Annotated in this window: 26 protein-coding genes; 17 read left to right on the top strand and 9 right to left on the bottom strand. The window is 44.1% G+C overall.

Going from position 1 to position 17,130, the window contains the following annotated elements; translation table 11 throughout:
- The first annotated feature begins 174 nt into the window (after nt 1-174).
- Genes KBW69_RS05905 through moaC form a run of 3 tightly spaced genes read left to right on the top strand, consistent with a single transcriptional unit; the run spans nt 175 to nt 1,780 of the window.
- Nucleotides 175-756: a molybdenum cofactor guanylyltransferase gene (locus KBW69_RS05905; protein ID WP_257280266.1), complete on the top strand. Its 582-nt coding sequence runs from the start codon at nt 175-177 to the stop codon at nt 754-756.
- Nucleotides 757-782: 26 nt separating this feature from the next.
- Nucleotides 783-1,307, top strand: coding sequence for a molybdenum cofactor biosynthesis protein B (moaB, locus tag KBW69_RS05900; RefSeq protein ID WP_257276077.1), 525 nt, complete (start codon nt 783-785; stop codon nt 1,305-1,307).
- Nucleotides 1,304-1,780, top strand: coding sequence for a cyclic pyranopterin monophosphate synthase MoaC (gene moaC, locus KBW69_RS05895; protein ID WP_257276078.1), 477 nt, complete (start codon nt 1,304-1,306; stop codon nt 1,778-1,780). The genes moaB and moaC overlap by 4 nt, the downstream gene beginning before the upstream one ends.
- Nucleotides 1,781-1,822: 42 nt before the next feature.
- Here moaC and KBW69_RS05890 read toward each other — a convergent pair whose 3' ends face one another.
- Nucleotides 1,823-2,431, bottom strand: a complete 609-nt coding sequence (locus KBW69_RS05890) for a hypothetical protein (protein WP_257280265.1) — start codon at nt 2,429-2,431, stop codon at nt 1,823-1,825.
- 85 nt (nt 2,432-2,516) lie between these two features.
- On the opposite strand from KBW69_RS05890, the gene moaD reads away from it, so the two are divergent.
- Genes moaD through modC form a run of 5 tightly spaced genes read left to right on the top strand, consistent with a single transcriptional unit; the run spans nt 2,517 to nt 5,713 of the window.
- The gene (moaD, locus tag KBW69_RS05885) at nt 2,517-2,762 is read left to right on the top strand and encodes a molybdopterin converting factor subunit 1 (protein WP_257275346.1); all 246 of its coding nucleotides are present in this window, start codon (nt 2,517-2,519) and stop codon (nt 2,760-2,762) included.
- A gap of 2 nt (nt 2,763-2,764) precedes the next feature.
- Nucleotides 2,765-3,220 carry a molybdopterin synthase catalytic subunit MoaE gene (moaE, locus tag KBW69_RS05880; protein WP_257254205.1) on the top strand — a complete coding sequence of 152 codons (456 nt, stop codon included), beginning with the start codon at nt 2,765-2,767 and terminating at the stop codon, nt 3,218-3,220.
- Nucleotides 3,217-3,966 (top strand): molybdate ABC transporter substrate-binding protein, encoded by a 750-nt coding sequence (gene modA / locus KBW69_RS05875; protein WP_257280264.1) that lies wholly within the window; start codon nt 3,217-3,219, stop codon nt 3,964-3,966. The genes moaE and modA overlap by 4 nt, the downstream gene beginning before the upstream one ends.
- Nucleotides 3,966-4,640, top strand: coding sequence for a molybdate ABC transporter permease subunit (gene modB / locus KBW69_RS05870; RefSeq protein ID WP_257280262.1), 675 nt, complete (start codon nt 3,966-3,968; stop codon nt 4,638-4,640). The genes modA and modB overlap by 1 nt, the downstream gene beginning before the upstream one ends.
- Nucleotides 4,640-5,713: a molybdenum ABC transporter ATP-binding protein gene (modC, locus tag KBW69_RS05865; RefSeq protein WP_257280261.1), complete on the top strand. Its 1,074-nt coding sequence runs from the start codon at nt 4,640-4,642 to the stop codon at nt 5,711-5,713. Before modB ends, modC begins: the two co-directional genes overlap by 1 nt.
- A gap of 55 nt (nt 5,714-5,768) precedes the next feature.
- On the opposite strand, the gene KBW69_RS05860 is transcribed toward modC, so the two are convergent.
- The 3 genes from KBW69_RS05860 to KBW69_RS05850 all read right to left on the bottom strand — a co-directional run bounded on the left by KBW69_RS05860 (nt 5,769) and on the right by KBW69_RS05850 (nt 6,735).
- The gene (locus KBW69_RS05860) at nt 5,769-6,077 is read right to left on the bottom strand and encodes a type II toxin-antitoxin system RelE/ParE family toxin (protein WP_257280293.1); all 309 of its coding nucleotides are present in this window, start codon (nt 6,075-6,077) and stop codon (nt 5,769-5,771) included.
- A 1-nt stretch (nt 6,078) separates the two neighbouring features.
- The gene (locus KBW69_RS05855; protein WP_257254209.1) at nt 6,079-6,318 is read right to left on the bottom strand and encodes a type II toxin-antitoxin system ParD family antitoxin; all 240 of its coding nucleotides are present in this window, start codon (nt 6,316-6,318) and stop codon (nt 6,079-6,081) included.
- 123 nt (nt 6,319-6,441) lie between these two features.
- Nucleotides 6,442-6,735, bottom strand: a complete 294-nt coding sequence (locus tag KBW69_RS05850; RefSeq protein ID WP_257280260.1) for a hypothetical protein — start codon at nt 6,733-6,735, stop codon at nt 6,442-6,444.
- Between KBW69_RS05850 and KBW69_RS05845 the strand changes: the two genes are divergently transcribed.
- The gene (locus tag KBW69_RS05845) at nt 6,723-7,160 is read left to right on the top strand and encodes a DUF29 domain-containing protein (RefSeq protein WP_257280259.1); all 438 of its coding nucleotides are present in this window, start codon (nt 6,723-6,725) and stop codon (nt 7,158-7,160) included. The genes KBW69_RS05850 and KBW69_RS05845 overlap by 13 nt on opposite strands.
- Nucleotides 7,161-7,231: 71 nt before the next feature.
- Here the strand turns inward: KBW69_RS05845 and KBW69_RS05840 are convergent, their stop codons facing one another.
- Complete coding sequence (locus tag KBW69_RS05840; RefSeq protein ID WP_257275340.1) at nt 7,232-7,600, bottom strand: hypothetical protein; 369 nt, start codon at nt 7,598-7,600, stop codon at nt 7,232-7,234.
- Between the two features lie 564 nt (nt 7,601-8,164).
- Between KBW69_RS05840 and KBW69_RS05830 the strand changes: the two genes are divergently transcribed.
- Both KBW69_RS05830 and KBW69_RS05825 read left to right on the top strand, forming a co-directional pair.
- Nucleotides 8,165-8,572, top strand: a complete 408-nt coding sequence (locus KBW69_RS05830; RefSeq protein WP_306670761.1) for a pilin — start codon at nt 8,165-8,167, stop codon at nt 8,570-8,572.
- 48 nt (nt 8,573-8,620) lie between these two features.
- On the top strand, nt 8,621-10,369 hold the full coding sequence (locus KBW69_RS05825) for a PglL family O-oligosaccharyltransferase (protein ID WP_257280258.1): 1,749 nt from the start codon (nt 8,621-8,623) through the stop codon (nt 10,367-10,369).
- A gap of 347 nt (nt 10,370-10,716) precedes the next feature.
- Here KBW69_RS05825 and KBW69_RS05820 read toward each other — a convergent pair whose 3' ends face one another.
- Nucleotides 10,717-10,902 (bottom strand): hypothetical protein, encoded by a 186-nt coding sequence (locus KBW69_RS05820; protein ID WP_257280257.1) that lies wholly within the window; start codon nt 10,900-10,902, stop codon nt 10,717-10,719.
- Nucleotides 10,903-11,223: 321 nt separating this feature from the next.
- On the opposite strand from KBW69_RS05820, the gene KBW69_RS05815 reads away from it, so the two are divergent.
- Both KBW69_RS05815 and KBW69_RS05810 read left to right on the top strand, forming a co-directional pair.
- Nucleotides 11,224-11,496, top strand: coding sequence for a CopG family ribbon-helix-helix protein (locus KBW69_RS05815; RefSeq protein WP_257254690.1), 273 nt, complete (start codon nt 11,224-11,226; stop codon nt 11,494-11,496).
- Nucleotides 11,484-11,774, top strand: coding sequence for a type II toxin-antitoxin system RelE/ParE family toxin (locus KBW69_RS05810; RefSeq protein WP_257254691.1), 291 nt, complete (start codon nt 11,484-11,486; stop codon nt 11,772-11,774). The genes KBW69_RS05815 and KBW69_RS05810 overlap by 13 nt, the downstream gene beginning before the upstream one ends.
- A 608-nt stretch (nt 11,775-12,382) precedes the next feature.
- Here the strand turns inward: KBW69_RS05810 and KBW69_RS05805 are convergent.
- Entirely contained in the window at nt 12,383-12,616 is a 234-nt protein-coding gene (locus KBW69_RS05805) for a DNA-binding protein (protein ID WP_257255276.1), read from the bottom strand.
- 419 nt (nt 12,617-13,035) lie between these two features.
- Here KBW69_RS05805 and KBW69_RS05800 point away from each other — a divergent pair, with 419 nt between their 5' ends.
- Complete coding sequence (locus KBW69_RS05800) at nt 13,036-13,251, top strand: type II toxin-antitoxin system RelE/ParE family toxin (protein ID WP_257280256.1); 216 nt, start codon at nt 13,036-13,038, stop codon at nt 13,249-13,251.
- A complete protein-coding gene (locus KBW69_RS05795; RefSeq protein ID WP_257280255.1) occupies nt 13,248-13,544 on the top strand; it encodes a DNA-binding transcriptional regulator in 297 nt (98 codons plus the stop codon). Before KBW69_RS05800 ends, KBW69_RS05795 begins: the two co-directional genes overlap by 4 nt.
- Nucleotides 13,545-13,832: 288 nt before the next feature.
- Here the strand turns inward: KBW69_RS05795 and KBW69_RS05790 are convergent, their stop codons facing one another.
- Complete coding sequence (locus KBW69_RS05790; RefSeq protein WP_257280254.1) at nt 13,833-14,321, bottom strand: DUF29 domain-containing protein; 489 nt, start codon at nt 14,319-14,321, stop codon at nt 13,833-13,835.
- A gap of 367 nt (nt 14,322-14,688) precedes the next feature.
- Nucleotides 14,689-15,672, bottom strand: coding sequence for a transposase (locus KBW69_RS05785; protein WP_257253167.1), 984 nt, complete (start codon nt 15,670-15,672; stop codon nt 14,689-14,691).
- A 622-nt stretch (nt 15,673-16,294) separates the two neighbouring features.
- Here KBW69_RS05785 and KBW69_RS05780 point away from each other — a divergent pair.
- Together KBW69_RS05780 and KBW69_RS05775 are read left to right on the top strand one after the other, a co-directional pair.
- On the top strand, nt 16,295-16,567 hold the full coding sequence (locus tag KBW69_RS05780; RefSeq protein ID WP_257252833.1) for a type II toxin-antitoxin system Phd/YefM family antitoxin: 273 nt from the start codon (nt 16,295-16,297) through the stop codon (nt 16,565-16,567).
- Nucleotides 16,564-17,004, top strand: coding sequence for a type II toxin-antitoxin system VapC family toxin (locus KBW69_RS05775; protein ID WP_257252834.1), 441 nt, complete (start codon nt 16,564-16,566; stop codon nt 17,002-17,004). The genes KBW69_RS05780 and KBW69_RS05775 overlap by 4 nt, the downstream gene beginning before the upstream one ends.
- Nucleotides 17,005-17,130: the final 126 nt, after the last annotated feature.

Below are 17,130 nucleotides of genomic sequence, written 5' to 3'. Positions count from 1 at the left end.
ACTCTATATTTAGCGGCACGGAGTCAGGTCGGTAAAGAGCAAATAGCATAACTAATAATTGGCGGTTACTGATCCTGACTGGTGTAATGCTCAGTCTTAAAGTCTACAGGGCAGACTGGTAGAATCCCATCCTCGCTCATTTGGCAAAACGGTTATGGTCAGAGTGCCCTTAATATGACCCAAACAATTGGATTGGTGCTGGCTGGTGGCAGGTCTTCCCGAATGGGGCAGGACAAGGCTCGCCTGCTCTGGCAGAACATTCCCCTGTTTCAACATATGCAAAATTTGCTGCATGAATCCGGTATCGACAGAGTATTGCTCAGTGGTGCTCAGTGTGGCAGCAACGCGCTGGTCGATAAAATACCTGACAGGGGGCCTCTTGGCGGTATTCATACAGCTATTGAGGCTCTGCCCGATGGTGTGAACCTCTTAGTGGTTCCGGTAGATATGCCTTTATTGCCACCGGAAGCCTGCAAGAAGCTGGTATCATCCGTAGCAGAGTCCGGCAGGGCGGTTATGTTTGAAACCTTTTTCCTGCCTCTTATTCTGCCCGTCAACAGCCTGCTTCGAAGTGCCGTCAATAGTGCGCTGAGCAGCCAGGATCACAGAGACTATTCTCTTGGACGGCTTTTTGATCGTCTGCAGGGTGTGACTATCACGCTTCCTGACGAATTGGCAGAGCATTTCCAGAACACCAATACCCCCGATGAGTGGCATCGTGCCTTGACAGCCATGAGCGGGGAAAAGCTTGAGTAATGACTAACGACATCAAAGGAGACATGATGGCTCATAAGCAAGAAACTGAATTTGTAGCCCTGAACATTGCGGTACTGACTGTTTCTGATACTCGTACCGTGGAAACAGACACCTCCGGTCACCTGTTGGTGGATCATCTGACCGACGCAGGACATAAACTGGCAGACAAAGCCATTGTCAAAGACAACATCTACAAGATTCGTGAAGTCGTATCCCGCTGGATCGCCTCGGACAATGTTCAGGCTGTTCTGGTAACAGGTGGCACAGGCTTTTCGGGGCGTGACAGTACTCCGGAAGCATTACTCCCAATCTTTGACAAGGAAGTAGTCGGTTATGGCGAGCTGTTCCGTCAACTCTCCTATGAGCAGGTGGGTACCTCCACCATTCAGTCGAGAACCGTTGCCGGCTTTGCCAATGGGACGATCATTTTTGTGATGCCGGGTTCTAACAATGCCTGTAAGACTGGCTGGGAAGGTATTATCAGAGAGCAGTTGGACAGTCGCCAGCGCCCCTGCAACTTTGTTGAGCAACTCAAAAAGGTAGAAGGCTGATGTCGCTGACCCATACCAATGATGAGGGAAAGGCCAGCATGGTGGATGTGGGTGACAAAAATGTCACCCGGCGTGAAGCCAGGGCAGAAGGTTTTGTGGTGATGAAGGCAGAAACACTGGCGCTGGTGGCTGACAATGGTCTGAAGAAAGGCGACGTTCTGGCGGTTGCCCGCATTGCTGGCATCCAGGCGGCGAAACAGTGTGGCAACCTGATTCCACTGTGTCATCCGCTAATGCTTAGCTTTATTGGCGTAGAATTTGAACTTGAACCTGAGCAAAACCGCATTCGGATCGAGACATGCTGTCGTCTGAGTGGTAAAACCGGTGTTGAAATGGAGGCGCTGGCAGCGGCTTCAGTGGCTGCCTTGACGATCTACGATATGTGTAAGGCGGTCGATAAGGATATGTGCATCGAAGGCGTGCGGGTGCTTGAGAAAAGTGGTGGTAAGGGCGGTCACTACAAGGCAGAATAAATGACTGTGGCAACATGCGAAGCTGCCACGGGCTTTTAGGTTTTAGCTGGTAGGCTGTCGCTGCCGAATTAATAATTTCAGTTGTTCAAAGCCTTCGCTGAACCTGGCATCCATCTGGTCCATGCGCTCGTTGAATTTTGAGTCCATCTGATCCATACGCTCGGTGAATTTTGAGTCCATCTGGTCCATGCGCTCGGTGAATTTTGAGTCCATCTGGTCCATGCGTTCGGTGAATTTTGAATCCATCTGATCCATGCGTTCGGTGAAATTTGAGTCCATCTGATCCATACGTTCGGTGAATTTTGAGTCCATCTGATCCATACGTTCGGTGAATTTTGAGTCCATCTGATCCATACGTTCGGTGAATCTGGCATCCATCTCATCAAAGCGTTTGTCGGTCCGCATAAAACCGGCATGGGTTGCGGCAGTTAATGCGTTGACGTGATCCTTAACGGATTCCACATCATTTTTAACATCAGCAATGTCGTTTATAACGTCTGCGACATCGAGCTTTAACCCGGTTATATCATTCTGATTGGTCAGGGCGATATTTTTGATTTCTGCACAGACCTTTGCGAGGCTATGCACGTCGGCGTCGAGATTTTTATGTTGCACTTCCAGTATGTCGAGTCTGGCTTCAATAGATGACATAAATAAATACTGCCTTGGTGTAGTAGAAACATTATTGAGTCGAACTCTCAAAATAGCAGACTTTTTCCAGAGGAGAGTGAATCCGGTGATTAAGGTTCTTTTTTTTGCCAGCTACCGCGAAAAGCTGGGTATAGACAGGCTGGAGCTGACTGAGATGCCAACGAATCTTTCTGCACTTCGTGACCTGCTCTGCGAAAAAGGGCAGGATTGGCAGGAAGTCGTTAAAGACCCACGTACCCTGGTGGCTTTGAACCAGACTATGACCCGCAAGAATTTTGAAATAAAAGAAGGCGACGAAATTGCTTTCTTTCCTCCGGTCACCGGAGGGTGATGATGATCTCAATACAGAAGGATGATTTTGATCCGGGTTTTGAACAGGATCAGCTCAGCGACAATACCGGTACCGGGGCTTTGGTGACCTTCACTGGATTGGTGAGGGATGAAAACCTCGGGGACGACGTGGGAGGACTGTATCTGGAACATTATCCGGGTATGACAGAGAAGTCACTCAGGGACATTATTGATGAAGCCGCCGAACGCTGGCCACTGCAAGCCATCAGGGTGATTCACCGGGTCGGGCAGCTTCAGCCGGGTGACAGAATTGTTTTTGTCGGTGTGGCCAGTGCTCACCGCAAAGCGGCGTTTGAGATCTGTGAGTTTGTCATGGACTACCTGAAAACCCGTGCGCCTTTCTGGAAGAAGGAAACCACTCCTGAAGGTGATCGCTGGGTGGATGCCCGTGAGTCTGATGAAGAGGCGGCAAAGCGCTGGGGGCAGACATCGTTGTGACGTATTGGCTGGGTATTCTGACACTGTTGTTTTGCATAAGTGCAACCGCTGCTAATCTTCGAGTGGCGGTGTCTGCTAACTTTAAACCCGTTTTAGAACATCTGGCTGAACAGTTTAAGCGTCAGACCGGACACAAGTTGACTGTCTCTTCAGCATCGACTGGCGTGCTGTACCATCAGATTATGCGTGGTGCTCCCTTTGATCTTTTTTTCTCAGCCGATCAAGCCAGACCCCTGAAGCTGGAAAACAATGGCAAGGCGCTTTCTGAAAGTCGAAAAACATACGCCTATGGACGTTTGGTTCTTTGGGATCGAACAAAGGATAAAGAGCCATCTTCAATTGAGCAGCTCAAAGACTGGCATGGTAAGTTGGCTATTGCTAACCCTGCAACCGCTCCCTTCGGTCTGGCTGCCAGGCAGTCTCTGGAAAAGTCAGGTTTATGGGAGAGTTATCAGGGGCGGCTGGTGCAGGGAGCCAACATTCAGCAGGCATGGCAGTTTGTGGCCAGCGGTAATGTTGACATGGGGCTGGTTGCCTTATCCCAGCTTTCAGGAAAAGAGCTGAAGCGAATCAGCTATGTGCCAAAAACGCTCTATGAACCGATTCGTCAGGATATGGTGATACTGAAAAGTACAGAGCACAAAAAGATAGCTCAGGCGTTTTCGGCGTTTGTGTTGTCTGCCTCGTCCCAGAAATATATTGCTGAGCATGGCTATTTTCCTGCCATCCGGGATAAGGCGAAATAATGCTGACCACAGCCATCTGGCTGACCATGAAACTGGCTGTGCTGACAACACTGCTGTTGATGCTGGTGGGAATACCCCTGGCCTGGAAACTGGCCAATATGAGAAGCCGCTTTCGGCCATTAATAGAAGCTATTGTCGGTTTGCCACTGGTGCTACCGCCCACGGTACTCGGTTTTTATCTGTTAATTGCCTTCTCGCCAGACAATACCTTGGGTCAATGGTGGGTTGATTTAACGGGGTCAACCCTCGCATTCAGTTTTTCAGGGCTGGTGGTGGCTTCTGTGCTGTATTCATTGCCATTTGTCGTGCAACCTCTGCAAAGAGCGTTTGAGCAGTTGGATCATGGTCTTCTTGAAGCGGCCTCCATGCTCGGGGCCAGTCGGCTTGACCGGTTTATCAATATTGTTTTGCCAAATTCTCTCAGAGCACTCTTGTTGGCTGCCTGTATGGGCTTTGCTCATACGGTGGGTGAATTTGGTGTGGTGCTGATGATTGGCGGCAACATTCCCGGAGAAACTCAGGTGTTGTCCATTGCTTTATACGACGCGGTGGAAACTCAACAGCTGGGCCAGGCACATGCTATGGCAGCGGGCCTGCTAATGTTTGCGCTTGTGATGCTGGTAGTTTTGTACAGTATTGATAAAAGACAAGTGTCGGAAGTGAGTAACCGTTGATGTTGAAACTGGATATTCAACTGCCTCGGGATCGGTTCGATCTTGCCATCCATACCGCTCTGGAGCTGGATGCAGTCTGGGGTATTATGGGTGCGTCGGGCTGCGGCAAAACCTCTCTGCTCAGGGCCATTGCCGGACTGGAAAAACCGGTTCAGGGTCGGATACAGTTTAATGATCAGGTCTGGATGGACAGCAAACAGGGTGTCTTTGTTCCCCCTGAACGACGCAGGATAGGTTATATCTTTCAGGAGGCGCGTTTATTTCCACACTTGAGTGTTTTGGGTAACCTTCAGTTTTCCATGAAACGCGCAAGCGCCGGTCGCCGGGGATTAACCTTTGTTGAAGTCGTGGATCAATCGGGTGTTGGCCACTTGCTGAATCGTGGGATTGAAACACTGTCTGGCGGAGAAAAACAGCGTGTAGCCATTGCCCGCACTTTGTTGAATGCACCAAAATTGCTGTTAATGGATGAGCCTCTGGCTTCTCTGGATTGGGATTCCAAGGCGACGATATTGCCATGTTTAAGAAATATTCATCGAGCTTTTAACATACCGATTATTATGGTCAGTCATTCAAGAGAAGAAGTGGCCCGTCTGGCTGACAGGGTTTTGTTACTGCATCAGGGATCTGTAACCGGAAAAGATCAGAGCCAGACGTTGCTCAACAGTGCGCTGGCCGTTGATGATCGGCATGAGCCTCTGTTATCCGTGTTGGAAGCAGAAGTGGTTGATCATGATAAAGACTATGGGCTGACCGTTCTGAGTGTCGAAGGTCATCCGCTGCAGGTGCACGAGGCTGGATTGGCCTTGGGGTCAACAGTACGAATGATTGTCCCTGCCCATGAAGTGAGTATTGTGCTGGATGATTTTTGCGACACCAGTGTTTTGAATCGTTTACCGGTGGTGATTGATTCAATACAAACCAGGGACGACTGGCATCAGTTAATTACGTTATGTCTGGGTGAGCAGACTTTAATGGCTCTGGTGACACGAAAGTCGGTGGATCGGTTGTCGCTGAAAATTGGGATGAAGGTGTTTGCTCATTTTAAGGCTTCGGGGTTGGAGGTGGTTTGAGGTTTTGACGCACCAAATTCAGAACGAATGACTACAACAGCTGCTTTTATTGTTCTCAGTGAGTCGACTCTATCTGTAAATTAACGTCCATATTTTTGTGAAGGATTCTAACGATTGAAACTCCACCCTTCTGTTGAATTCTGTAATAAATAATATGACTGCCTTGGGGAAATTTCCTGTAATCCGTTCGAACATGATTGCATGGGCTGTCAGAGTCAGGATGTTTAGCTAATGTATGGAAGCTTTCATCCAATTTTTGCAGATAAAGATTTCGTTGAGCTTTCCCCCATTGTCTAAAGGTATATCGAGCGATGCTTAGCAAATCACTCTTGGCTTTTTTGGTTAATACAAACGCTGGCTTCATGTCAATTGAGCTCATTGTCCAACTCATCAATTATTGAGTCCAGATTGTAGTCTGCATTTCCACTCTCTTCGCCTTCTATCAGCAACTGTCGCAGCGTTTCCAGTTTTGTTTCGCGGTTTTCAAGCAGCCTGAGAGCAGCCCTGATCACCTCACTGGCAGAGCCATAACGACCGCTATTGACCTGGCTGGAGATAAAACCATCGAAGTGATCTCCAAGAGTAATGCTGGTGTTTTTTGCCATCTTGCTGGCTCCTGTACCAATATATACCTGATTATGGTATCAAATAGTCTGGTGTCAAGTTCCTTCAATGAATCGTTCTGGCTTATGTGACTGTTCTCAACTCCCAATGTTCGGGTCAGGGCACTATGGCATGTGAAAGTAATAATTGATCAGAAAGACACTAACAATCGTGGTTATCAGACCTCCAAAAGTAATCCAGAATTGTCGGCTCAGTACGGCCAGCTCACTGCGAATCTCAGCTCTCATTTCTTTCATTTCAGCCCGGATGTCCTTATTATCCCGGATGTCCTTATTATCCTTATTATCCATTTTAAAGCTTCGGGGTTGGAGGTGGTGTGAGGTTAAGCCAGCTCCGGATTCAGAAAGAATGACTATAATGGCTACTTTGGCAGGAGGGATATCTGATGGGCGAGCCACTTTACGACTCTGACTTTTACGGATGGGTCAATCAGCAGCTTGATTTGCTCAGATCCGGGAATTTGGATGAGGCCGATATCAAGAATATTGCATTGGAAATTGAAGCTATGGGAAAAAACCTGCATCGAGAGCTGGTCAATCGTTTGAAGGTTCTCTTGATGCATCTGCTGAAGTGGCAGTATCAACCCGGTCTGCAATCCAATAGCTGGCGGTATACGATAGTAGGTCAACGAGAAGAGCTCTCGGATCATATTAAGGACAACCCCAGCCTTAAACCCAGAATCCCGGCAGCTATGGAAAGAGCCTACCGGTATGCGTTGATTGAGGCGACTAAAGAGACAGGGTTGCCTCTTGAAACGTTTCCTTCGACTTGTCCCTGGACTTACGACCAAGCTATGAGTGCTGATTTTTGGCCAGCAGACTGACCATGAAAGCCTTCCTTTGAATCTGATTTGTGGGGGGAGATGTTCGGCAACCAGCATTTCAGTGACTTCGATCAGTCGTCCCATGATGAATCTGGTAATGGGTCGTTAGAACGAGCCATTCTGACATCTTCAGCAAAACTCTCTGCGTCATCTCCCGGTTTTGGTTGGTAGTCAGCCTTAAGTTTATTTCGACCGGCATGCATTTCTTTTCGTAGAGTTAGAATGTCAGCCTGAAGTTTGTTATGACCGGCATGCATTGCTTCCCGTAATGTGGCAATACTACGTTCTGTATCCAGCTTGACTTGCAGGATGCTTTTCCGTAGCACCAGAATATCTTCTTTTGTAGCCAGGTTTTGAGGGAGCTTTCTACTGACGAACTCCAAGGCTATATCTTCGTCCATTCCCATTCGTTTGAGTTCTTTAAACAGGGCATTTTGCACAGGTGGGCTCCTTGTTGGTCTTGAACAGATAGTGGGAGGAAATATAGTTGAAATGTTTCTCTTTTCCAGAATCCCCTGTGGCTCAGGGGCTGTCCTGCAAAATCGCGTGATTCTACCAGGTAATTAAACGACAGAGATCGCTCTTTATGTCAAGCTGAAAAAGTTGACCAAAGCAACACAAATACACTAAAAAAAGGTTGCTTTTTTTACCGTGAAATATATCGTAATGGGCTAAGGAATTACCCTTATCTGTGTGCTGTCTCTGCAGTGGGATAAGGTTGGTGCACCGCTTTTACACAGGGTCTCAGGACAGAAGGTTTTGCATCAAAACGCTCTTAGCGAGCAGTCAGGAAGACATTACAACCATGAGTGGTTATTTTTTCATCGTATTCTGACCATCAAACAATGGACTGGATGAAAGAGTATTTATGGAAGCGTCACTGTCGGGCACAGTGGGTAGACAGAGTGGGTCATAGCGATCAGGTGTCGTTTTTGGTCAATGCTCAGGCTCGGTGGTGGCAAAATCGAATAATAAAAATGTATGTCCTCAAGGGGCTAAGAATAATGAAAAAACAACAAAGTGGTTTTACGCTGATTGAATTGATGATCGTTGTGGCGATTATTGGGATTTTGGCGGCTGTGGCTATTCCGCAGTATCAAGCATATACAGCTAAATCTAAATTTAATGCTGCCCTTGCAGAGTTAACTCCATATAAGACATCAGCAGAGATTGGTATTAACGAAGGCACAGCATTAGCTTCTCTTAGTATGACTCAGCTTGGTGCTCCTGCAAGCGGTAGCGCAAACTGTATTTTCGGTGGTAATGCAAGTTCAGGTTTAGAGTGTACAATTCAAAATGCGCCACCTGCCGTTGATGGAAAAAAAATTACTTTGTCTAGAAACTCAAATGGTGTTTGGTCCTGTTCAGCAGACTCTGGTATTGATACATCTTTGACTTCCTCCTGTAAATAAAGATGGATGGATAAGGTCTACAATTGTAGGCCTTATCCAGTATGAGTAATGATGTTTAAAGAATATAGTTTTAATTCAGCAGCATTAGTATCAATATTTTTCCTATCATTTATTCCATTTTTATCATTTTGGAACTTCGCTCCTGCTCCAAATTTAATATTTAATCTTATTTCTATTGCCTTTGCTTTATTAGCTATATTGTTTACTGCTTTTAAAGTTTCTGATAATTTTTATTATCCTCCTCATTTGACGACATTGGTAGTGTTTGTCTTTCTTTTGCTTTTTCTTAATGGTTCTAATTTTTATCCTCCAATTGCATTGATTATAACTATAGTCATTGCACTGCTTTTTTCATTTTTAGTTTCTTTTTTGAATGTTGAAAGGATGATTAATGCGCTAGCTTTTGGCTTGTTACTAGGAGGAGGGGCGCAATGTATAATTGGATTTCTTCAAATATCAAGCCTTGCAGCTGAATATGATTTGCCTTTCATGATTTATGCTACAAATGGTTCAACACCACTCATAGGCAATATAGGACAAAGGAATAATCTGGCAAACTATTTGGCGCTGGTACTTCTTTCCACATGTTGGTTGACAGTAAAAAGAAATTTGAATCAAGGGTTAGGGTTGAGTTTTATTGTCTTTTTTTCTTTATTTTTAGCCTGGTCTTCTTCGCGTACAGTTTTTTTGTATATCGTAGGGCTTTTTATTCTGGTCTGGCTTGTCTACTTTAGGTCAGATCGAGAGAAAGAAATTAAAGAAATGGCATTGTTGGTAACTCTTGGTGCCTGTTTGATTATTTTTTTTCAACTCTACATCAATGAGATAAATAATCTTGTAACATGTCTTGGATTGCCTATTGACCAAGGTAGCGCTTTAGACAGAATCTCTGCTGGTGGCTTTGGACAGAAAAGACTAATAGAGTGGCAGAAAGCCTTGTACGTTTTTTCTGAACATCCCTGGTTTGGTGTAGGACTGGGAGGTTTTGCCGCTGAGTCCATAAGATTAGAGCCTATTTTGGGTGATGGTGTACCTGCAAATACGCTATTTGCACATAGCCACAACTTTATTATGCAGCTAATGGCTGAAACTGGTTTGGTAGGAACTGTACTGGTAATTATTGCGATTTTTTGGGCGTTTCTACCCTGGTTTAAAAGAAAAAACCTTGGCACTAATGCTATATGGGTTCTTGGCTGTGCAATGATAATATTGACCCACAGTATGCTTGAATACCCTCTTTGGTATGCAGGGTTTTTGTTTATCTTTGCCATTTTGGTTGGAATGTCTCCGATAAAAAAATATAAGATTTCATTAAATCCAGCTGTTATAAAAGCAACTATATTATCGTTTGCTTTAGTGGTCGGATGGCAGTCTTATATAAGTCTTGATTACTACCTGAAGTGGATGAAATGGGTTTATCCATCAGGGAATACTGAAATAGATAAAAAGAGAATGGCAGTGCTGATACAGCACAGATTGAATCCGATCTGGTCATTTGAGGCAGATATGATTCTGAGTAATTATATAGATCTAATACCAGAACAGTTGGACTTGAAACTGGCTATTCTTGAGAGACAGGCTGAATATCGTCCATTTCCAGAAACTATAGTCAAGTTGGCTATTCTGAGAGCCTATTCCGGTGATACTGAGAATGCCAAACTGGCACTAGAACAAGCTATCCTATATTACCCCAATGTCATTAAGAGGTTATCTCCAATAATTGAAAATGCAAAAGGTAAGGAAAACGATCCTTTGAGGGATCTGTTATCTAGAAGAAATCGGACATCCAACAAATAATCTAGGACACCCACATTTATATGTGGGTTTCAAAATAAATATGAGAACTTAGAGAATAAACTGGGATACCCACATTTATCAATAATATTGGACACCCACATTTTATATGTGGGTTTCTTAAAATTAATAGGACACCCACACTTATATATGGGTGTCCTTGAATCCCCTTGAATAAATAAATGGGACACCCACACTTATATGTAGGTAATAATCTGGGAAAAAGAGATGGGGGTACCCACAAAATTTCAGACCGGAGTTAACAGCATGAAGCCAGGGCTTGTAGGTCAGGCCAATTCCTTGCACTGTAATAACGCCAGAACTCCACCCTATCGACATTATCTATTTGTTCAATTCTCGAATGGATTGAGCAAATTAACCCCTGTATCCATAAAATCCCGGGTGTTTCTTGTGACTACTGTCAGGTCATAAACAAGGGCTGTTGCCGCAATTTGTTTATCAATTGCATTTTCATGGTGGGGTACTCTGAGTTTTCCCCAAATTTGTGCTTCGGTAGGAAAAAAAGAGACACCCATAAAATTTGATTCATTCTGTGGGTGTACTATCTCTCGCTATCTCTCGGGGGTGTGATCTCTCGGTGCTCCGGTGTTTTTCAAGATAATTGTTTCTCGATTTTCACCGTTTTTGAGAAGCATTCGGGTTTGGCTGAAAGTTTGATAAATAACGGGCTTCAGGCTCTCAAAAACCATTCTCAATGTTGAAGCTGTAAGGGTTTTGAAGTATCTGACGTGTAAGCAATTTTTCTGGCCGGATACTAAAACGAGGGTTTTCTTTACTTTTGGGTCTTATGGTATAGTATTAATGGGTATTACCTTTTAATACCAAGGGAGAAACAAATGGTAACCTCGGTAAAGCTTGATGAAGACCTGAAAAGAAGAGTTAAGAATTTGGCGGAGGCCAGACACCGATCAGCACATTGGATAATGTGTGAAGCTATTCGTCGTTATGTAACATGTGAAGAGAAAAAAGAGGCTTTCAAACAGGACGCCCTTAATGCTTGGAACAGCTATCAAGAGAATGGTATGCACCTAACGCTTGAAGAAGCGGATGCATGGTTAGAAAAGCTTGAGGCGGGTGAAAATGGGGAGATTCCTAAGTGTCACGACTGATATGGTCACCTTCCGCTCTTAGAGATGTTCAACGATTACACCAATTTTTGGCACAGAAAGATGGAAATTCAGCCAGTCGTGCGATTAAAGCAATTCGCTCAGGCATTAAGGTTTTAGCCTGTCAACCTGAGATTGGTCGTCCTGTTGATGGTATGGAGCCAGAGTTTAGAGAGTGGCTAATTGATTTCGGTAACAGTGGTTATGTTGCTTTATATCGAATAGAGAATGGTCTTGCTACGGTGCTTGCAGTACGACACCAGAAAGAGGCTGGTTATTGACCGAAGAATTAAAAAAACACCCATAAAATTTCTGATAATAATCTCGGACACCCACATTTATATGTGGGTTTCTAAAAAATAATCTGGCAATAACCCCCTATGTAAAAAGATATAGGACACCCATCATAAAATTTCTGACTAAAAAATAAATGGGACATCCGCACTTATATGTAGGTAATAATCTGGGAAAAAGAGATGGGGGCACCCACAAAATTCCAGACCGGAGTTAACAGCATGGAGCCAGGGCTTGTAAGTCAGGCCAATTCCTTGCACTGTAATAACGTCAGAACTCCGCCCTATCGACATTATCTATTTGTTCAATTCTCGAATGGATTGAGCAAATTAACCCCTGTATCCATAAAATCCCGGGTGCTTCTTGTGACTACTATCAGGTCATAAACAAGGGCTGTTGCCGCAATTTGTTTATCAATTGCATTTTCATGGTGGGGTACTCTGAGTTTTCCCCAAATTTGTGCTTCGGTACAACCAAAGTCCAGGATATAATCTCGGTAATGATGTATCAGATGATTTAGCCATAGTTCTAACTGTTCTGCCTGAACACAGTCATTCCGATGACGAATTTTCTCAACTCACTGATGACATTGGTGTCAATTAAATACATCACGATCACCCTCATCATTGATTCGTTCGAAGTCCGTATCAGAGCCGACATCTGGAATGTTTTTCAACGCTTCAGTGAAGTTTTTATTTCTGGGACGAAGGAGAGCTGCTTCAAGAATTTTACGATGCTCAGCCTCTGCGCTTCTTCCGTGCTTTCCCGCCTGAGCTTTTAGAGCATCTACTATTGCCTCATCAATATTACGAACTAACAGGTTAGCCATAAGGATCTCCAGATGTATTTAATTTATAAACGATAGCATTGATATCATATCCGTGAAATTGGGAGATTTACGGAAGAGAAGAAATTGAGAATAATCTAGGACACCCACACTTATATGTAGGTGTCCTCGACTCCATCCTTAAAAAATAAATAAATAGAATAAATAGGACACCCACACTTATATACGGGCACACTTATATACGGGTGTCCTTGAATCCGCTTGAATCTGCGAAAAACCACCGGCTTGCACCTTTCTTACCAACCATTATACTTTGCCTGAACTAATCCATTGGATTACACTCTAATGCATACGGTCGTTGAACTGAAAAACTATCAGGTCGAAGCTGAGAGCCTTCTATCCAGTGAGGAACGCCGCCATATCATTATTACCTGGCGGCAAACCCTGAGGCTGGCGTGATCATGAAGGGTACAGGCGGCATCCGTAAGCTCCGGTGGCAAAGAGGTGCATCAGGCAAGAGTGGAGGAGTGCGGATTATCCACTTCTACAAGAACCCATCAATGCCCCTGTTCCTGCTCACGGTTTATAGGAAAAACCAACAGGAAAACCTGTCAAAGGCAGACCGCAACACCATGAAACAATTAGTCTCTCTGCTCGAAAGAGGATGGAAAAAATGAAAAGCGTAGCGAACAGCATTATCCAGGGCCTTGAAGAGGCCGTAGCCTACACAAAAGGTGAGAATACAGGTGCAATTGTCCATGAGTTGACACCCCCGGACATCAAAGGCATTCGCCAGCAGCTCAATATGACTCAGGAAGAGTTTGCCCAAGCTGTAGGTGTAAAACTGCCCACCCTTCGCCACTGGGAGCGGGGCGACCGCAAACCGAACGGCCCTGCCCGTGTGTTGCTGAACCTGCTCGCCAGGGAACCCAAACAGATTGTCGCCATGCTAGGGCTGGCTCATTCCTGAATCATCGGCTGGTAATGCTTTTGCAGCTGAAATAAATGGGATGAAATAAACATAAAAAAAGGGACATCCATAAAAACTGATTCATTCTGTGGCTGTCCTGTTTTTTCTGTTTTTTTTGCTATTTCTCTTGGGCTCAAGGCTGTGGGGTTCCTTTTCATGTGTTCCTTAATATCACCCCCTTGGCTTCCTGAGTGCAAACCTTATGTCTCCAGGGCGCAGTGCCCAGAAGCAGGGCAGCTATTTCAGCACCATTGGCTCGGTAGCGGGGGTAGGGGCTGCGATGATGATTTAGCCTTCTGGCAGCCAGTCGTCATCAGTGATTTTTTCAAATGTCCAAAGGCATTCGTCGGGGATGCTGTTTTTGTTCAGTCGCTTGTTTTCGATGCGGATAAATTTGTTCAACTCTTTTATAGCGTTTCTTTTTGCTGTTAGATAGGCTTCTGACAGTATTTCATCAGTCTTGGGCTCAAGGCTTAGGTTTCTCTTCATGTGCTCCTTTATTTCCATTCTTGAGTTGTAAATACTCGGCATCCATGTATGTATGACTTTATCCTCAACCCATGAGTCTTTGAGTATTCTTTTCTGGTAGTCGTATTTGAGCAAATGCAGCAGCAATACCCGCAAATGGGAACGTAATTCATTGGTCGTGTCTCCCATTTCAGAATCCATCGCCTCCAATAAATTAGGGATGTCTAATTGGTCAAATTGGCCGTTAGCGAGCAGTTCCCGTTGCTGTCCGAGCCATTGGGTGTAATCGGTTTTGTACAGGTTTTCCATAAAATACCTCCATCGCCCTACCACTCTAGGCAAAAAACAGAAGGGAATCAAAAAATCATAATCTGGTCATAATCTGAGACACCCACATTTATATGTGGGTTTCCAGAATGGAAGAGGTATATAAAGAAATGGAAGAAACAGGACAATCAGGACATCCGCAAAATTTCCAAAATTTTTGAACCAGAAACCAAAAGATATTCCTTCGTGCGAGAAAACCACCTGGTAGGATCAAGCTTGCATTCGTAGGAATGACCCTGAACCCGATAAAACAAGGAAAAAACGAGTAAATAGATTTTTGAAAGACACAGAATGTCATCTCGCCAAAGTTATACTGCAAGAGTCTGACGTATGAGGCTGAAAAAATGAATCAGCCAGATTGGAATAAACGACCACAATAATTTAACCCTTGAAGCCATTGTTGACCTGCACTGATAGCATATGCCTTCATGGCCTTGAGTCTTCCAGCTGCGCGATAGAATCGATTGTTCCAACTCATGGTTTTTAGCCATTCGTCAGCATCGATTTCAAGTCTTGTCAGGATAGGAGGTGAGCTTTCTGGTATAGAACCTTTCTTATCCGTTCTCAATGCTCTTCCACTCCAGTCCACTAGCTCCAGGTAATCATGAAGAATATAAGGCAATGCTTTATTCGTATTTTGCCCCTGACTCTGAAAAGGCTTCAACATGAACGGCTGGTTGCAATCTGTCGCTTCAGTAGCTTTTTCGATACGTTTCTGGATAGAGGTATAGTCCGATTGTTCCGATGTGGATGCCAGTTTTGCCCGGACAGGATTCAGGTCAACATATGCCATGCAGGTCAGCAAAGCCGACTCATCCAGTAACGCCTGACTCTTAAAACGCCCTTCCCAGAATCGACCTTTACAACCATCTTCCTTGTTGGCTTCACGGGCTAGATACTCGTTCAAACAACGCATAAACCAGCTGATATTCTTCAAACGGATACGATACTCTGCCACATATTCATCAATGCGGCTGAGTTCTGAGCGACTGAGAGTGTCGTTGCTCATATAGCGTTGGATCAATAAAGGTCCAGTGAAAAGGGTAGTCCATCGCCGAAGTATTTCATCTCGATTCCAGCTCTCAACCTCACTGGTGTTAATATGTAGTACCAGATGATAATGATTAGACATCACAGCATAAGCACATACTTCGATGGCAAAAATGGAGACTAATACCTGTATACGATCGACCACCCACTGCCTGCGATGCTCAAAATTCCTCCCGGTCTGATGATCTTCACCACACAAATAAGCCCTGCGAACACACCGAGACATACAGTGATAATACGGAGTCGAACCTGAATCAATCAGGCTGCTGCGGGCTTGAGTCATGGGATCTCCTACTACAAAGACAATAATGGGTAACAGGAGGAAGATAGTTCATTCAGTCGATTGGTCAAATATATGGATGTCCTTTTTAATTTACTTTTTAATTTACAAAATATATGGATGTCCTTTTTAATTTTCTTTTTAATTTTTTTAATTTTTGGATGTCCTTTTTAATTCTATTTTTTTAATTTTTGGATGTCCTTTTTAATTCTTTTTAATTTTCTGGCTTGAGTCATGGGATCTCCTAATACAAAGACAATAAGGGGTAACAGGAGGAAGATAGTTCAACCAGTCGATTGGTCAAATATATGGGTGTCCTTTTTATTTTTTTATCCTTTTTATTTTTATTCTGGATGACCTTTTTTAATTTTCTGGATGTCCTTTTTAACTGGTTTTATTTTTGTGGATGTCCTTTTTGTTTTTTTTTTTATTTTTGTGGATGTCCTTTTTATTTTTTTTATTTTTATTTTCTATGATCTTCACCCTCGCATCATGAACGACAGTGCTGAATTTTACAGGCTCATTTCATGTTGGAAACTGGGCTCCCCTTCAGGCTCATTTCATATTGGAAGAGACTGAGGTTGACATATATAACTAGTCAGACTAGTTTTTTTTAAGGTGTGTCATGATTCAGGAGATTGAAATGGAAAATCAATGGCAGTTACAAGAGGCTAAAAGTAAGTTTAGTCATATCGTGGACAGGGCTCGCCAGTACGGTCCGCAATTTGTGACCCGTCACGGGCATAAAGCGGCTGTCATTCTTTCGTTTGAAGACTATCAAAAGATGTCCGCACCAGAGAATAGTCTGAGTGACTTTCTAAAAGCATCTCCCTTTTCGGATGCTGATGTTGAAGTGTTTGACAGAAGTAAAGAAACTCCGAGGGATGAAGATCTGTGAAGTATTTACTGGACACCTGTGTATTGTCAGAAGCATTCAAAAAAAATCCTGATCAGCATGTACTTGAATGGATGGATAGTTGTGAGGAATACAAGCTCTATTTGAGTGTTTTGACTCTGGCAGAAATTGAAAAAGGAATAGGGAAATGCCAGGAGCCGACAAGACAGGATAAGTTGCGAACCTGGCTTGAGTTTGATCTTATGGAGCGCTTCAAGCACAGAATATTGCCTGTAGATCTTGGGGTGGCAATAGCTTGGGGGCGTATCCAGTCTGAATCTGAAAAAAAGGGCGCACCTATGCCTGTGATTGATGGGCTTATAGCTGTCACAGGCTTGGTGCATGACTGTACTGTAGTTACTCGAAATACAAACGATATGCGTATGTGCCAGGTACAGTTATATAACCCATGGGAACGTACAGTGTCATCCAGACCCTGACCCGCAAAATTCATAAGGCGGTTTTGAACAGCCACATATTTTTAAAATAAATATGAACAGGCTCATATCTTTATTGACCTTCGTTTTAACGAGTGAAACATTTCTGTAACAAAATTGCATAACAAT

This window comes from Endozoicomonas sp. ISHI1, assembly GCF_024606225.1.
GTDB lineage: Bacteria > Pseudomonadota > Gammaproteobacteria > Pseudomonadales > Endozoicomonadaceae > Endozoicomonas_A.
Note: the sequence above shows the minus strand (reverse complement) of the source record. Positions and strands in the feature narration are given on the sequence as shown.

Bases quoted from the DNA above. Each gene is read 5' to 3' on its own strand.
- KBW69_RS05860 (WP_257280293.1), bottom strand. From the start codon at position 6,077: ATGAAGCCAGCGTTTGTATTAACCAAAAAAGCCAAGAGTGATTTGCTA.
- moaE (WP_257254205.1), top strand. From the start codon at position 2,765: ATGATCTCAATACAGAAGGATGATTTTGATCCGGGTTTTGAACAGGAT.
- KBW69_RS05815 (WP_257254690.1), top strand. From the start codon at position 11,224: ATGGTAACCTCGGTAAAGCTTGATGAAGACCTGAAAAGAAGAGTTAAG.
- KBW69_RS05890 (WP_257280265.1), bottom strand. From the start codon at position 2,431: ATGTCATCTATTGAAGCCAGACTCGACATACTGGAAGTGCAACATAAA.
- modC (WP_257280261.1), top strand. From the start codon at position 4,640: ATGTTGAAACTGGATATTCAACTGCCTCGGGATCGGTTCGATCTTGCC.
- KBW69_RS05785 (WP_257253167.1), bottom strand. From the start codon at position 15,672: ATGACTCAAGCCCGCAGCAGCCTGATTGATTCAGGTTCGACTCCGTAT.
- KBW69_RS05790 (WP_257280254.1), bottom strand. From the start codon at position 14,321: ATGGAAAACCTGTACAAAACCGATTACACCCAATGGCTCGGACAGCAA.
- KBW69_RS05800 (WP_257280256.1), top strand. From the start codon at position 13,036: ATGAAGGGTACAGGCGGCATCCGTAAGCTCCGGTGGCAAAGAGGTGCA.
- KBW69_RS05805 (WP_257255276.1), bottom strand. From the start codon at position 12,616: ATGGCTAACCTGTTAGTTCGTAATATTGATGAGGCAATAGTAGATGCT.
- KBW69_RS05780 (WP_257252833.1), top strand. From the start codon at position 16,295: ATGATTCAGGAGATTGAAATGGAAAATCAATGGCAGTTACAAGAGGCT.
- KBW69_RS05830 (WP_306670761.1), top strand. From the start codon at position 8,165: ATGAAAAAACAACAAAGTGGTTTTACGCTGATTGAATTGATGATCGTT.
- KBW69_RS05905 (WP_257280266.1), top strand. From the start codon at position 175: ATGACCCAAACAATTGGATTGGTGCTGGCTGGTGGCAGGTCTTCCCGA.
- KBW69_RS05845 (WP_257280259.1), top strand. From the start codon at position 6,723: ATGGGCGAGCCACTTTACGACTCTGACTTTTACGGATGGGTCAATCAG.
- KBW69_RS05820 (WP_257280257.1), bottom strand. From the start codon at position 10,902: ATGGGTGTCTCTTTTTTTCCTACCGAAGCACAAATTTGGGGAAAACTC.
- KBW69_RS05855 (WP_257254209.1), bottom strand. From the start codon at position 6,318: ATGGCAAAAAACACCAGCATTACTCTTGGAGATCACTTCGATGGTTTT.
- modB (WP_257280262.1), top strand. From the start codon at position 3,966: ATGCTGACCACAGCCATCTGGCTGACCATGAAACTGGCTGTGCTGACA.
- KBW69_RS05825 (WP_257280258.1), top strand. From the start codon at position 8,621: ATGATGTTTAAAGAATATAGTTTTAATTCAGCAGCATTAGTATCAATA.
- moaB (WP_257276077.1), top strand. From the start codon at position 783: ATGGCTCATAAGCAAGAAACTGAATTTGTAGCCCTGAACATTGCGGTA.
- KBW69_RS05795 (WP_257280255.1), top strand. From the start codon at position 13,248: ATGAAAAGCGTAGCGAACAGCATTATCCAGGGCCTTGAAGAGGCCGTA.